This is a genomic window from Fodinicurvata fenggangensis DSM 21160 (genome assembly GCF_000686045.1).
GTDB lineage: Bacteria > Pseudomonadota > Alphaproteobacteria > Kiloniellales > DSM-21159 > Fodinicurvata > Fodinicurvata fenggangensis.
Genome location: NZ_JMLV01000002.1, coordinates 262084 through 276529, shown reverse-complemented (window position 1 = coordinate 276529; position 14446 = coordinate 262084). Strand labels below are relative to the sequence as shown.

13 protein-coding genes and 1 tRNA gene are annotated in these 14446 nt (G+C 62.4%); 5 read left to right on the top strand and 9 right to left on the bottom strand.

Annotated features, from left to right (window positions below; genetic code table 11):
* Positions 1 to 51: 51 nt before the first annotated feature.
* The 5 genes from BP38_RS18995 to ftsE form a co-directional block, all read right to left on the bottom strand.
* A complete protein-coding gene (locus BP38_RS18995; protein ID WP_081816452.1) occupies positions 52 to 1773 on the bottom strand; it encodes an adenosylcobalamin-dependent ribonucleoside-diphosphate reductase in 1722 nt (573 codons plus the stop codon).
* A gap of 89 nt (positions 1774 to 1862) precedes the next feature.
* Positions 1863 to 2603: a lysophospholipid acyltransferase family protein gene (locus BP38_RS18990; protein ID WP_035723588.1), complete on the bottom strand. Its 741-nt coding sequence runs from the start codon at positions 2601 to 2603 to the stop codon at positions 1863 to 1865.
* On the bottom strand, positions 2600 to 3241 hold the full coding sequence (locus tag BP38_RS0104480; protein WP_035723586.1) for a YdcF family protein: 642 nt from the start codon (positions 3239 to 3241) through the stop codon (positions 2600 to 2602). The genes BP38_RS18990 and BP38_RS0104480 overlap by 4 nt, the downstream gene beginning before the upstream one ends.
* On the bottom strand, positions 3238 to 4137 hold the full coding sequence (locus BP38_RS0104475; RefSeq protein WP_035723584.1) for a cell division protein FtsX: 900 nt from the start codon (positions 4135 to 4137) through the stop codon (positions 3238 to 3240). Before BP38_RS0104475 ends, BP38_RS0104480 begins: the two co-directional genes overlap by 4 nt.
* Entirely contained in the window at positions 4134 to 4856 is a 723-nt protein-coding gene (gene ftsE / locus BP38_RS18985; protein WP_051608964.1) for a cell division ATP-binding protein FtsE, read from the bottom strand. The genes BP38_RS0104475 and ftsE overlap by 4 nt, the downstream gene beginning before the upstream one ends.
* 152 nt (positions 4857 to 5008) lie before the next feature.
* Between ftsE and BP38_RS0104465 the strand changes: the two genes are divergently transcribed.
* Positions 5009 to 5734 carry an MJ0042-type zinc finger domain-containing protein gene (locus BP38_RS0104465; protein WP_026986752.1) on the top strand — a complete coding sequence of 242 codons (726 nt, stop codon included), beginning with the start codon at positions 5009 to 5011 and terminating at the stop codon, positions 5732 to 5734.
* A 127-nt stretch (positions 5735 to 5861) separates the two neighbouring features.
* On the top strand, positions 5862 to 6233 hold the full coding sequence (locus tag BP38_RS0104460; protein ID WP_026986751.1) for a response regulator: 372 nt from the start codon (positions 5862 to 5864) through the stop codon (positions 6231 to 6233).
* A 262-nt stretch (positions 6234 to 6495) separates the two neighbouring features.
* On the opposite strand, the gene BP38_RS0104455 is transcribed toward BP38_RS0104460, so the two are convergent.
* Positions 6496 to 6570, bottom strand: a tRNA-Gln gene (locus tag BP38_RS0104455).
* A gap of 289 nt (positions 6571 to 6859) precedes the next feature.
* On the opposite strand from BP38_RS0104455, the gene acs reads away from it, so the two are divergent.
* Complete coding sequence (acs, locus tag BP38_RS0104450; protein ID WP_026986750.1) at positions 6860 to 8800, top strand: acetate--CoA ligase; 1941 nt, start codon at positions 6860 to 6862, stop codon at positions 8798 to 8800.
* 99 nt (positions 8801 to 8899) lie between these two features.
* On the opposite strand, the gene lepA is transcribed toward acs, so the two are convergent.
* On the bottom strand, positions 8900 to 10705 hold the full coding sequence (gene lepA / locus BP38_RS0104445; protein ID WP_026986749.1) for a translation elongation factor 4: 1806 nt from the start codon (positions 10703 to 10705) through the stop codon (positions 8900 to 8902).
* 202 nt (positions 10706 to 10907) lie between these two features.
* Between lepA and BP38_RS0104440 the strand changes: the two genes are divergently transcribed.
* Positions 10908 to 11576, top strand: coding sequence for a glutathione S-transferase family protein (locus BP38_RS0104440; protein WP_026986748.1), 669 nt, complete (start codon positions 10908 to 10910; stop codon positions 11574 to 11576).
* Between the two features lie 246 nt (positions 11577 to 11822).
* On the opposite strand, the gene BP38_RS0104435 is transcribed toward BP38_RS0104440, so the two are convergent.
* Positions 11823 to 12665 (bottom strand): tetratricopeptide repeat protein, encoded by an 843-nt coding sequence (locus BP38_RS0104435; RefSeq protein ID WP_155992193.1) that lies wholly within the window; start codon positions 12663 to 12665, stop codon positions 11823 to 11825.
* A gap of 60 nt (positions 12666 to 12725) precedes the next feature.
* On the opposite strand from BP38_RS0104435, the gene BP38_RS0104430 reads away from it, so the two are divergent.
* Positions 12726 to 13640, top strand: coding sequence for an SDR family oxidoreductase (locus tag BP38_RS0104430; RefSeq protein WP_051609031.1), 915 nt, complete (start codon positions 12726 to 12728; stop codon positions 13638 to 13640).
* 12 nt (positions 13641 to 13652) lie between these two features.
* On the opposite strand, the gene BP38_RS0104425 is transcribed toward BP38_RS0104430, so the two are convergent.
* Entirely contained in the window at positions 13653 to 14420 is a 768-nt protein-coding gene (locus BP38_RS0104425; RefSeq protein ID WP_026986745.1) for an alpha/beta hydrolase, read from the bottom strand.
* Positions 14421 to 14446 lie beyond the last annotated feature (26 nt).

The following is a 14446-nucleotide window of genomic DNA, read 5'->3' as shown; positions in this document are numbered from 1 at the left end:
ACAAGCAGGCAGGGATTCGAAGCGTCCGATACAAGCGGACCCCAAGGCCCATCATGTCACTTCCAGCACAGCGCCGCGCACTTTGCTGGGGCGGTAGGTGGTGCAGCCTTTGCAGCCCAGGTCCCAGGCCAGATCGTAGAGACCCTTGAAATCCTCGAAAGCCATGTCCTCCGGTACATTGACGGTCTTCGAGACCGCGGCATCGATGTAGTCCTGTACCACGGCCTGGGTTTCCAGGTGGGCGCGTGGCGACAGGCTGCGGGCATCCACGAAGATGTCGTCCGGGGGATCTGTCTCGAAGTCTTGCCGGTAGAGCTTGTAGGCGGGATCCGTGACCTCCTCCTGCTGCCGCTCGCCGCTGCGGGTCAGGAGGTTGCGGGTGTAGCCATAGGCGAACACCGGCTCGATGCCCGAAGAGACGTTGTCCGCCAGCAGGGAAATGGTGCCTGTGGGCGCGATCGAGGTCAGCAGGGCATTGCGCAGGCCGTGTTCGGCGATCCGCCCGCGCAAGTCGTCGTCCAGCCAGGCCAGGCCTTCACCGGCCAGGAAGTGCTTTGCATCAAACAGCGGGAAAGGCCCCTTTTCGACGGCCAGGTCGCAGGAGGCCTCGTAGGCGGCCCGGCGCAGGACCGTCATCCAGCGGCGTATGGCCGCCAGGGCTTCGGGACTTCCATAGCGCAGGTTGCAGCAGATCAGGGCATCGGCCAGCCCGGTTACGCCCAGGCCGATGCGCCGCTTGGTATGTGCCTCGCGTTCCTGTTGCACGAGGGGGAAGCGCGAAGAGTCGATGGCATTGTCCAGCAGGCGTACGGCCGTACGTGTCACCTGCTCCAATGCGTCCAGGTCTAGGTCCGCCTGTTCCGTGAAGGGGTGGCGGACCAGCGCCATAAGATTCACCGACCCCAGGAGGCAGGCGCCGTAGGGCGGCAAGGGCTGCTCCCCGCAGGGATTCGTTGCGCTGATCTGTTCGCAGTAGGCCAGGTTGTTCAGACGGTTGATGCGGTCAATGAAGATCACGCCGGGCTCGGAGTAGGCGTAAGTGCTTTCGAGAATCCGGTTCCAGAGTGTACGTGCCGGCAGGCTGCGCCAGGTCCTGCCCTCGAATCGCAGCGGCCAGTCGCGATCCTGGCGTACGGCCTCCATGAAGGCATCGGTAACCAGGACCGACAGGTTGAAGTTGGTCAGGCGCCCCTTCTGTTGCTTGGCGGCAATGAACCGCTCGATATCCGGATGATCACAGCGCAAGGTGCCCATCATGGCGCCCCGTCGAGCGCCGGCGGACATGATGGTCGCGCACATGCGATCCCAAACCTCCATGAAGCTGACCGGGCCGGAGGCCTCGGCATCGATGCTGCGAATATGGGCGCCTGTGGGCCTCAAGGTCGAGAAGTCATAGCCGATGCCGCCGCCCTGCTGCAGCGTCAGGGCCGCCTCGCGCAGATGCTCGAAGATCCCGCCCAGGTCGTCGGGGATCGTGCCCATGACAAAGCAGTTGAACAGGGTGACATCCCGTTCACTGCCGCTGCCGGCCAGGATGCGGCCACCGGGCAGGAAACGGAAGTCTTCGAGAATGGCCTGAAACCGCTCCTCCCAGAGGGAGGGTTCGTCTTCCTGGGCGGCCAGGGCGCGCGCCACGCGTGCCCAGCTGTCGGCGACGGTCTCTTCCTTGACGCTGCCGTCAACCGAGGTCAGGCGGTATTTCATCTCCCATATGCGTTGGGAGAAGGGAGATAGCGCGGACTTTGCGGTTCGGGACTGTGAGAGGTCCGTCATGAGGAACCCTGGTCATTTCCGAAGTGCCTGTCCAGCAGGCCCGGGCGGTTATTCTACTGCCAAGGATTTGGCGTGGGGGCGCACGCGCTTCAAGCCGAAGGTGTGTTGTTCTGCCCGGGCAGGTCGGCAAGTGCGCGGCTGGCGTCCTCGATGCTTTCGTGCAGCTGCGCCATGACCTCGTTGCGCGAAAGCCCGCCCGGTATAGGGGGCAATATTCGAAGCGTGATGCAGCCGGGGTATTTCAGGAAGGAACGCCGCCCCCAGAAATGGCCCGAATTCAGGGCGGCCGGAACCAGGGGCGCTTCGTGTTCCAGGGCCTTGTAGAGGGCAGCCACCCCCGGCTGATAAGGACGGGTTTCTCCGGGCCGGGTCCGGGTGCCCTCGGGAAAGATGATGACGGGCCGGCCTTCCGCCAGGCGTGCGCGCGCCTGCTGCTGAAGGCTGCGCAGGGTGCGGGCGGCGCCGCGCCGGTCGATGGCGATCATCCCCATATGCTTCAGATAGGTGCTGAAGAGCGGGATCTGCAGAAGTTCCTGCTTCAGGATATAGACCGGCCGGTCGAGCAACAGGACGAAGACCAGGGTATCCCAGGCCGACTGGTGCTTGCTGGCAATTAATGCCGCACCATCGGGCAGGTGCGTGCGTCCCTCGAGGCGCCAGTCCAGGCCAACAATGGTGCGCAACAGGAAAAAAACACTGCGCGCCCAGAAGCGGCAGGCAGCCCAGATGTAGCGCGGCGGCAGGAAAAGCAGCGGGAGGTAGGCCAGGGCCAGCAGCGTGGTCCAGGCATAGAACAGGCCGTTGAAAACAAGTGAGCGCAGGTGTGTCACGGCAGCGCCTCCTCGGGTCCCGTGTCGTCGTTTAGGGGCAAGGGCCTGCGCAGTGAAGCGATCAGGTATTTGGCATATTCGTTCACCAGGAGGGCCAGACTGCGCGCGCGCCAGCGCCAGTCCTCCTGCCGGAAGGCGTCCGGAAAAACGGGTTCCGCCAGGATTTCGACATCCGGAATCGCGCGCCGCATCTCCAGGAGGCTGCGCGGCATGTGATAGGCTGCCGTCACAAGGCGTAGGGAACGCAGGTCGTTGTGACTGGCCCAGGCTGCGGTTTCCTGGGCATTCTCCCGGGTGTTGCCGGCGGCATAGCCCAACTCGATGCAACAGCGCAGTTCGTCGGGATTCCGCGCCGCCACTTCAAGCAACTCGTCCACCTCCACGCCGTGATAGACACCCGAGACAAACAAGCGCTCTGCTTGCCCTTCCTCCAGCAGTTTCAGTCCCTGGTCCAGACGGCCGCTGCCTCCGGTCCAGACCACGACGGCATCCACGGGCTCGCCGGGCTTGTCCGACTGGGTGGGAATGTTGGAGGCAAAACGCGCCAATCCGAAAATGAAGGTTGCCAGCAGTAGGGCAGGCAACAAGAGGAGCAGCCGGCCGCGACGCTTGCGGCGCGAAGCGGATGTTACAGTCATGTCAGCCGCGCCAGGGTTCTCAAGACAGTGAAGCGTGCAGTAAGCAGCGCCACCAAAGCGGTGAAGAGAGGCAGAAACAGCAGCAGGGCCCAATCCATATAGCCAAGGGAAAGGTCGGGCAAGAGGGCCGTCGGCTGGCGATCCACCAACCGCTCAAGACCCAGCAGCGTGGCCACGGCGGCCAGCAGACCGATGAGTCCGCCTCCCAACCCTAGCCGGAAGGCATGACCCTGGAACTGCGCGGCGACATATCGGTCGCGGGCACCGATCAGGTGCAGCAACTCGATCATCTGGCGATGGATCGCGAGTCCCGTCCGGGTGACGAAGATCACGGTGATGACAGCGGCCGCACCGACCAGAAGCACGACCAGCAGGGCCACGGTCTGGATCGACTGCGCGAAGTCGAGCAGGCCGCCGATCCAGCGCTGGTGGTCGTCCACCTGGGCGCCGGGCGCCAGAGCCTCGATTCGGGCCTCGAATCCCTCGGGCAAGCTGAGGTCCTCGCGCAGCTCCAGGGTGATGAGCTGAGGGATGGGCAACTCGGCCTGTCCCGCCAGGTCGCCCAGCCAGGGCTCCACCAGTTCCGCGCTGCGCTGTCGGTCCAGGACATCCACGCCGCTGACGGCCGGCACCTCAAGCAGGTAGTCGACCAGGGCGTCGATATCCGCCGATTCGGCAGGATTGCCCGCATCGGAAAGCGCAGCATGCGGAACCTGAATGGTGATGCGGCCCGAGAGGTCCTGGTCCCAGCGGTCCGCGATCTTCTGGGCAGCGAGAGCGCTGGCCAGCGCAATGGCAGCCAGATAGACCATGAAGGCGATCAGCCAGGGCAGGAAGCGGGCCGACGCGTCGCGGGACAAGGGAAGATCACGAGGGCGACGGCGCAGGGAGATCATGGATTCACCTCCCTGCTATGCGGACCCTCTTCGTCCAGCGCCTCCTCCGGGAGTGGAGTGCCGCCAGGCTGGTAGAGGCTGCCGCCCGAGAGATGCAGGGCCGGTTTTCCAATACGCTCCACAAGGCTTTCATTGTGGGTGGCAATGACCACGGTCGTGCCGCTGCGGTGCAGTTCGACGAAAAGGTGCATCAGGCGCATGGCGATGCGATCGTCCACGTTGCCGGTGGGCTCGTCGGCGACGATCAGGCTGGGCCGGCTGATAACGGCACGGGCAATGGCAATGCGTTGTTGTTGCCCGCCGGAAAGGGTGGCGGGCAAGGCATTGATGCAGTCGGCCAGGCCCACCCAGGCCAGGAGTTCCTCGACCTTGGCACGCAGCCTTCCTTCGGGTTCACCCGAAATGCGCAGGGGCAGGGCGACATTCTCAAAGACGGAGAGGTGAGCGATCAGGCGGAAATCCTGGAAGATCACGCCGATACGCCGGCGCAGCAGGGCCCGTTCGTCGCGGTCCAGCTTGGAGACATCGCGGCCGAACAGCGAGATGCGGCCCTGACTCGGCCGCTGCCCCAGATAGAGAAGCTTGAGGAGAGAGGATTTGCCCGCGCCGCTTGGCCCCACCAGGAAATGAAAGGAGCCGGGCTCCAGCCGGAAATCCAGTCTCTGCAGGATGTCCGGTCCACGCCCATAGCGCAGGTAAACATCTTCAAAGCGAACCAATGATACAGACGTCCTTGTCGCGATCTGCCCGACTTCGCCCCGGGTCGGGCTCAAGATGGCATGCGCCTGCGTCGGGGTAAAGCGGCGCTGCTTGCGTTGGAAGCGGGCGGACGTTTATATGGAAGAAATCTTATGGGGGACCGTAAAATCCGATGATTCTGACCTGCCCGTCCTGTCAGAGCCGCTTCAACGTGCCGGACGGCTCACTCGGCGCCGGGGGGCGCCGGGTTCGCTGCGGGGATTGCCGCCACGTCTGGCATGCCATGCCGGAGCCTGCCGTAACCCCGACTCCAGAAGCTGCGCCGGAGGCCGAGGCAAGGGGCAGTGAAGCGCCTTTTTCCGAAGCTGCTGGCCCGCGCAGAGATGAGTCCGATGTCGGGCCGGTCTCCGACGCTTCGGCCTGGGCGCCACGACCGGGAACAGACCGTGACAGGAAGCCGGTTCGACGGGGCCTGCTTCTTGGCTGGGGACTGCTTGTCATCGTGATCCTTGGTCTGGCTGCCGCGGGCTGGTTCGCGCGGGAAGAGGTCGTGGCGAGCGTTCCCGAAGCGCGGCCGCTTTACGAAAAGCTGGGTCTTCCCTTGGCAGCGCAAGAGGCGCAACTGGTTGTTCACGATGTGGTGTCCCTGCGCCGGACGGTGGACGGACAAGAAAAGCTGCAGGTCCAGGGGGTCGTGACAAACGAGGGTGTGCGTGAGGTGGCCGTTCCCGAGATGCGCGCCGTGATCAATGACACCGGGGGACAGGAGCTGCACAGCTGGACTTTCCAGCCCGAAGAAACGCAACTTGCGCCGGGGAATTCCACTGAATTCTCGACCGCAACCGATAACCCGCCGGATGAAGGCTCCCTCTCATTGATCTTCCTGGAGCAGGACTAGGGCAAAATGACCGCTGGCTGCTGCCTTGAAGCAGTCACATAACCCCTGGATGATCCCAAAGAGTCTTTGATTTGGCCTGTGTCATGGGGGACTATATGAACTTGCTCCTAGGTATTCGAGACTGGACATGTCGCATATCCTGATAGCTGAAGATGACTTGGCCGTGCGGAGCTTTGTTTCCAGAGCCCTTGAACAGAAGGGCTTTGACGTGACAGCTGTGGGGGACGGCATACAGGCGCTTGAGGCCCTTCAGAACAACAGTTTCGATCTGCTGGTGACGGATATCGTGATGCCAGGGCTGGACGGAATCGGCTTGGCGTTGCGGGTGACACGGGATTATCCCGACTTGCCGGTCCTGCTCATGACAGGCTATTCGGCGGAACAACAGCGGGCCTATGACCTCGAGGAGCTTATCTGCAAGGTGTTGATCAAGCCCTTTACCTTGAAACAGATCTGCGATGCCGTGGAAGAGGCCTTGAAACAGCGCCAGACCAGTTGAGGGGTTAACCCGACCTTTTTGCTACGGCCATCAGGATCCGGGGTGAGTACAGGATCTTTGCCGTTGCCCTGAAATTCCCCTGGACGTCTCATCCAACAGTCCTGTCGTGCCCTGAGCGAAGCTCTTCTCCACACAAGACGAAAGCCCTGCGAGAGCGTTGGCACGGGCCGATGCGGCCCTTTATCGTGCCAAGGCAAACGGCCGGAACCGCGTGCTTCTGGCGGGTCCAGAGGACGATTCAAATTGAGAAAAAGAGGCAGAATGGTTGGGGCGGCAGGATTCGAACCTGCGCATGACGGTACCAAAAACCGTTGCCTTACCACTTGGCTACGCCCCAACGCGACAGAGATGGCTTGCACCTCGTCTGGGGCCGGAACTTAGCGCTGTCGCGCCTGTCCCGCAACACTCGCTTTGCACTCTGAAAGCCTGTTGTCCGGAGGGGTGTGAATGCGGGTTTTGGCCGAAAAGTGCAGTATTATCGGCATGGTAGAACAGGACCATGGTTGAGTCGGGCCTTTATTCCCGCTTTAATCCCTCCCAGATATCAGCAAGGCGAAAAGCGACAACCCGACGGGCTCGATCCCGCGGGTTTCATTAAAACACTCAAGAGGGAGCGTCGCATAAAAATGTCGGATTCGCAGGTCATCCCCGTCAAGGAGAACATTGCCCGCAGCGCGCACGTGGATGCGCAGGCTTATGAAGATATGTACCGCCGCTCGATCGAGGACCCGAAAGGCTTCTGGGCCGAGCACGGCAAACGCATCGACTGGATGAAGCCCTTCACCCAGGTCAAGGATGTCAGCTATGACCCGGAGGATGTGCATATCCGCTGGTTTGCCGATGGCACGACCAATGCGGCGGTGAACTGCATTGACCGTCACCTTCCGGCCAAGAAGGACCAGGCTGCCATTATCTGGGAAGGTGACGAACCCGGCGAAGACAAGACCATTACCTATGGCGAGCTGCATCGCCAGGTCTGCCGGATGGCCAACATCCTGAAGGCGCGCGGCGTGACCCGCGGTGACCGGGTCACCATTTACATGCCCATGATTCCCGAGGCGGCATTCGCCATGCTGGCCTGTGCACGCATCGGCGCGGTCCATTCCGTCGTCTTCGGTGGTTTTTCACCGGACGCCCTGGCCGGGCGCATCCAGGACTGCGAATCCAGCTTCGTGATCACCGCAGACGAGGGTGTGCGCGGCGGGCGCAAGATTCCGCTGAAAACCAATACGGACAAGGCCCTGGCCAAGTGCCAGGGTGTGAAGCATGTCCTGGTCGTGCGCCGCACGGGTGGGGACATCGATTGGCAGGATGGCCGGGACCTCTGGTATCACGAGGAATTCGACAAGGTCGACGACGACTGCCCGGCCGAGGAAATGGGCGCCGAGGATCCGCTGTTCATCCTCTATACCTCCGGTTCCACGGGCAAGCCCAAGGGCGTGCTGCACACCACCGGTGGCTACCTGGTCTATACCTCGATGACCCATGAGTATGTCTTCGACTACAAGGATGGTGAGGTCTACTGGTGCACGGCCGATGTCGGCTGGGTGACCGGCCACAGCTATATCGTCTATGGGCCGCTGGCCAACGGGGCCACGACCCTGATGTTCGAGGGCGTGCCCAATTATCCCGATGCCGCGCGTCACTGGCAGGTCTGTGACAAGCACAACGTCAGTATCTACTACACGGCACCGACCGCGATCCGGGCTCTGATGCGCGAAGGCGACGAGCCGGTCAAGAAGACCAGCCGGAAGTCCCTGCGCCTTCTGGGAACCGTGGGCGAGCCGATCAATCCGGAAGCCTGGATGTGGTATTACAAGACGGTGGGTGAGGAGCGTTGCCCCATCGTGGATACCTGGTGGCAGACGGAGACCGGCGGCATCATGATTACGCCGCTGCCCGGCGCCATCGACCAGAAGCCCGGCTCTGCCACCAAGCCCTTCTTCGGGGTGAAGCCGGAAATCGTCGATGCCAACGGCAAGGTCCAGGAAGGGGCCTGCGAGGGCAACCTCTGCATAGCCGATTCCTGGCCGGGACAGATGCGCACGGTCTATGGCGACCATGAGCGTTTCGTCCAGACCTATTTCTCCACCTATCCCGGCAAGTACTTCTCGGGTGACGGCTGTCGCCGCGACGAGGACGGCTATTACTGGATCACGGGGCGTGTGGACGACGTGATCAACGTCTCCGGCCACCGCATGGGCACGGCCGAGGTCGAGTCGGCCCTGGTGGCCCACAAGAAGGTGGCCGAGGCCGCCGTGGTGGGCTACCCCCACGACCTGAAGGGGCAGGGGATCTATGCCTATGTGACCCTGGTCGCCGGTGAAGAGCCCAGCGAGGAGCTGCGCAAGGAATTGGTGCAGTGGGTGCGCCAGGAGATCGGACCCATCGCTTCGCCCGACCTGATCCAGTGGGCCCCCGGCCTGCCGAAGACCCGTTCGGGCAAGATCATGCGACGCATCCTGCGCAAGATCGCCGAAAACGATTACAGCAACCTGGGGGACACCTCGACCCTTGCCGATCCGGCTGTGGTCGATGACCTGGTCGAGAACCGCATGAACCGCTGACCTGCCGGTTTGCGGGTGTTCTCACGAAAAAGGCGGCCCTTTGCGGCCGCCTTTTTCAATGCAGAAGAGCATAGGATTTTTCTGGGGCGGTGAGCCCCCTCAGTCCTCGTCCATGCGCAGGGCGGCGAGGAAGGCAGACTGGGGAATCTCCACGTTGCCGAACTGGCGCATGCGCTTCTTGCCCTCCTTCTGCTTTTCAAGGAGCTTGCGCTTGCGGGTGGCATCGCCGCCATAGCACTTGGCGGTGACGTCCTTGCGCATGGCGCCGACCGTCTCGCGGGCGATGACCTTGCCGCCGATGGCGGCCTGGACGGCAACCTTGAACAACTGGCGCGGGATCAGGTCCTTCAGCCGGGCACAGAGGGCGCGGCCGCGCACCTCGGCCTGGCTGCGGTGCACCACCAGGGCCAGGGCATCCACAGGCTCGCCGTTGACCATGATGGTCAGCTTGACCAGGTCGCCTTCGCGATAGCCCTCGAGCTGATAGTCGAAGGAGGCATAGCCGCGGGTGACCGATTTCAGCCGGTCGTAGAAATCGAAGACCACCTCGTTCAGCGGCAGGCGATAGACGACCATCGCCCGATTGCCGACATAGGTGAGATCGATCTGCTCTCCGCGCCGTTCCTCGCAGAGCTTCAGGATCGGCCCCAGGAAATCGTCGGGCACCAGGATCGTCGCCTTGATCCAGGGTTCCTCTATGTGGTCGATCTGCGTGGGCTCCGGCATGTCGGTCGGGTTATGAAGCTCCTTCATCTCGCCGCCCTTCATGTAGATATGATAGACGACGGAGGGGGCCGTAGTGATGAGGTCCAGCCCAAACTCGCGTTCCAGGCGTTCCTGGACGATTTCCAGATGCAACAGGCCCAGGAAGCCGCAGCGGAACCCGAAGCCCAGCGCCGGCGAGACCTCGGGCTCGAAGATGAAGGAGGAATCGTTGAGCGCCAGCTTCCCCAGGGAATCGCGCAGATCCTCGTACTGGGAAGTGTCGCTGGGAAAGAGGCCGCAGAAGACGACAGGCACCGAGGGCTGGAAGCCTTCCAGTGCCTTGCCGCAGGGACGCTTTTCCTCGGTGATGGTGTCACCCACCTTGGCATCGGCAATGTCCTTGATGCCCGAGATGACATAGCCGATCTCGCCAGGTCCCAGGTCGTTCACCTTGGTCTTGCCCGGCCGGAAGACCCCAACTTGCGTGACATCGTGCAGCGCCCGGGTGCCCAGCATGCGGATCTTCATGCCGGCCTTGAGGCGTCCTTCCATGACGCGGACCAGGGTGACCACGCCCAGGTAGGGATCGTACCAGGAATCGACCAGCAGCGCCTTCAGGGGCGCCTCGATATCGCCCTTGGGCGGGGGCAGCTGCTGAACGATGGCTTCCAGCACGTCACTCACGCCCTGACCTGTCTTGGCCGAGATTTCCAGGGCATGCGAGGCGTCGAGACCGATCACCTCCTCGATCTGTTCCTTGATGCGGTCCGGTTCGGCGGCCGGCAGATCCACCTTGTTGAGCACGGGCACCATCTCGTGATCATGCTCGAGGGCCAGGTAGACGTTGGCCAGTGTCTGGGCTTCGACCCCCTGGCTGGCATCGACCAGCAACAGCGAACCTTCGCAGGCCTTGAGGGAGCGACTGACCTCGTAACTGAAATCCACGTGACCGGGTGTGTCGATCATGTTCAGGACATAGGTCTCGCCGTCCTGGGCCTGATAGGTCAGGCGTACGGTCTGGGCCTTGATGGTAATGCCGCGCTCGCGCTCCAGGTCCATGGAATCCAGGACCTGCTCCTTCATCTCGCGTTCGCTCAGGCCGCCGCAGACCTGAATCAGCCGGTCGGCCAGCGTCGACTTGCCGTGATCGATGTGGGCCACGATGGCGAAATTTCGAATATGCCTGAGGTCGGTTGTCATAGAGCTCTCGATCGAAAGGCTGGGAGACGGGGCCCTGTGTTACGGCCCAGCCCGGTTGCGGCGCAAGATAGGGCGGAATATGCCGGCTCGCAACGCCTGTGGACGGGTGCGGTCTGCCTGTCCGAGGTGTTGTGGCATTTCTCAGGCGCCCTGCAAGGCAGGACTGTTCAGGCGGGGGGCGGCAACGCTATAGTCCAACCCCATGAGACTCCTGTATCATCTCCCTCTGGATCCCGGGTGCCGGAAGATCCGCCTGTTGCTGGCGGAAAAGGGCCTGGAGGTCGAATTAAAAACCGAACAGGTCTGGGAACGGCGCGATGCCTTCCTGAGGCTGAATCCGGCCGGCGAGGTCCCGGTGCTGGTGGAAAGTGACGGAACCATTCTGCCGGATGCCCAGGTGATTGCCGAATACCTGGAGGAAACCTCCAGCGAGCCCTCGTTGCTGGGGTCGACAGCTTTGGACCGCGCCGAAGCGCGGCGTCTGGTCAACTGGTTCGACCGGAAGTTCGCCCGCGAGGTTTCCGAACTGCTGATCGAGGAAAAGGTGATGAAGCGCCTGTTGAGCATGGGCAACCCCGATTCCTCTGCGATTCGCGCTGCCAATCACAACATCCACCATCATCTGGATTACATCGGCTGGTTGGCGGAGCGGCGCAACTGGCTGGCGGGCGATCACCTTGGGCTGGCCGACCTGACGGCGGCGGCTCATCTTTCCTGCCTGGATTACCTGGATCACGTCCCTTGGGACCAGCATCCAGGCGCACGCGACTGGTATGCCCGAATCAAGTCGCGGCCTTCCATGCGGCCCATCCTGGCGGACTTCCTGGCCAGCAATCCACCGCCAAAGCACTACGCCGACCTGGACTTCTGAAGTTCTGACGAAGAAGTCTACAAAAGTGTATTCAGTATAATATGCTAGATTTATTTTCCAGGCTGGTGAAATATCACACCATTTTTCCGTATACCCACAATATATTATGTAGAGACTGTATGATTTTCCATTGACGACCCCCCTCAAATGAAATTACAGCTATAGGCGTCTTCCATCTCAGCTTGTGGTTTTACAGCTACGGGCAAGACTTGACACCCGCCGGCGATCACTTCGTCGGCGGTTTTTTTATTCGCTTTCTTTTTCGCCATCCTCTGGAGGCGATTCTTCACCCAGCTGCTCCAGGTTCTCTCGGGCAATCCGGGCGGCTCTTGATCCCGGCTGGGAATTGATGACGTCCTGCCAGAGGCTTGCTGCTCGGGTTGCCTGTCCCAATTCAGCGCGCATGATTCCCTCCTGGATCTTCAGGCCGGGGTCGTTGGGCGAGAGTTCGCGCGCACGCAGCACATCGTCCAAGGCCAGTTGCGGCGCATCCACACGGCGATAGGCGCTTGCCCGCAAGGTCAGGATATCCACACGCTCCGGTGCCAGGTCGTGGGCCCGGCTCAAGTCATCCACCGAGTCCCAGTAGCGTCCCATGTCGGCCAATGCGATGCTGCGGTCGATATAGAGATCGACATTGCCGGACTGGTGGGCGAGGGCTTCGCTTTGTGCCTCATAGGCGCGTTCCGGCTGCTCCGCCATCATCCAGACCCAGCCCAGGTCAGCGAACAACTGGCCTTTTCGTGCGTCCGGCACCTGCTCACTGAGCTGCTCCAGCTGGCGGGCCGCTTCGGCATAGCGTTCCAGTCCGATCAGGGCTTCGGCGGCACAGTGTTCGGCCGCAGGCTCTGGATCCGGCTCGTCCTGCCAGAGGCGGGCTGCCGCCAACCCCTTCTCAGGTTCATGGCGCGCCAGGTCCATGCAGCGCTGGTATCGTTCCTGGTTGTCACCCTCTTCAAGGCCTGTCGCGTTTGTCTCTGGCGCCGAGGGTTCGTCCTGGGCCAGGGAAGACTGTCCCAGGAGCTGAATTGCCAGCAGAAGGGACAGGCAGAAAATGATGGGCGTGGAAGGTTCGCGAATCCAAGTCATGATCCGAAGTTTCCCCTTTCTCCGCTTGGCCGACAAGGCCTGCTGGGGCATCTTGCCGGGATGACGGAAGAACGGAAAGCAAGCCCTGGCACGGGACAACCCAGACTCTTCTGTTTCGGTCTGGGATTCAGCGCTCTGAGGTTGGCGGAGCGCCTGCTGGATAAAGGCTGGCAGGTTGCCGGGACGACCCGCACCGCAGACAAGGCGGCCGCCCTACGCGAACGCGGACTCGAGGTCTGGCTGTTCGATAGCGAGACACCGCTGGCCGATCCTGGTGCAGCCCTGAGCGGCAGCGATTACCTGCTGAGTTCCGTGCCGCCCTCAGAGGATGGTGACCCCGTCCTGAATGCCCATGCGCAGGATATTGTCAGGCTCACCTCCTTGAGATGGGTCGGATACCTCTCGACAACGGGTGTCTATGGAAATGCGGATGGAGACTGGGTGGATGAGGAGTCCCCCATCCGTCCAAGTGGCACGCGGGGGCAGCGCCGTGCGGATGCCGAGGCGGCCTGGCTCGCGCTTCAGCGGCAGACGGGTCTGCCGGTCCATCTCTTTCGCCTGGCCGGAATCTATGGGCCAGGCCGCAATCAGCTGGAAAGCTTGCGCCAGGGCAAGGCCCGCAGGCTGCTCAAGCCGGGTCAGGTCTTCAGCCGCATCCACGTGGACGACATTGCAACGGTGCTGGAAGCCTCGATGGCCAATCCGAATCCGGGACGGGCCTACAATGTCTGCGATGATGATCCTTCAGATCCGGCCGAGGTGGTTGCTCATGCAGCCGAGCTGTTGGGCGTCGAACCACCGCCGCTGGTGCCGTTCGAGGAGGCGGACCTGTCGCCCATGGCGCGCAGCTTCTATGACGACAACAAGCGGGTCAGCAATCACCGGATCAAGGAGGAACTGGGCGTCAGCCTGGCGTATCCGGACTATCGACGCGGCCTGTCGGCCCTGTTGAAGGACTTGAAGCCGATCGACTGACCCCCGTTTTGCTCAGGTGATCCGGGCTGTGATCTGGTCCAGAGTTTCCTTCAGATAACTCAGATCGCGCTCCGTCGAGAAGCGGTGATCCGCAGACTTGACGAACTTGATCTCCACATCCGGGGTCGTCAGGGTTTCGGCCAGCCGGATGGCGGTGCGGTAAGGCACGTCGCTGTCGGCCATGCCATGGAGCAGGCGGACCGGACAGGCAATATCGAGCGGTTTGCGTAGCAGCAGGCGCTGGCGCCCGTCCTCGATCAGGGACCGTGTAATGATGTAGGGCGAGTCGGCATAGTCCGAGGGCACCTCGAGACGCCCCTTGTCCATGACTTCCTGGCGCAGATCCACAGTCAGCTGTTCCCACATCAGATCCTCGGTGAAATCCGGGGCGGCGGCAATTCCGACCAGGGCTGCGACACGTTCCGGGCGGGCCAATGCGGCCAGAAGCATGACCCAGCCACCCATGGAGGAGCCCACCAGAATCTGCGGCCCTTCCGTCAGCTGGTCGATCACGTCCAGGGCATCGGCTGTCCACTGCCCTATGGTCCCCTCCTCGAACGTGCCACCGGACTCTCCGTGCCCGGAGTAGTCGAAGCGCAGGAAAGCCTGCCCCCTGGCCTGGCAGTGGCGCTCCAGCTCCGTGGCCTTGGTGCCGGTCATGTCGGACTTGTAGCCGCCCAGGAAGACAACGCCGGGGGCGCTGCCCTTGAGGCGCCGCCAGGCAAGGTCTGTCCCATTGGATGACGTCAGAAATTCGGCGGTTCGCTCTGCTTCGCTCATGACGGCTCCTCTTCTCTCTGGCATTT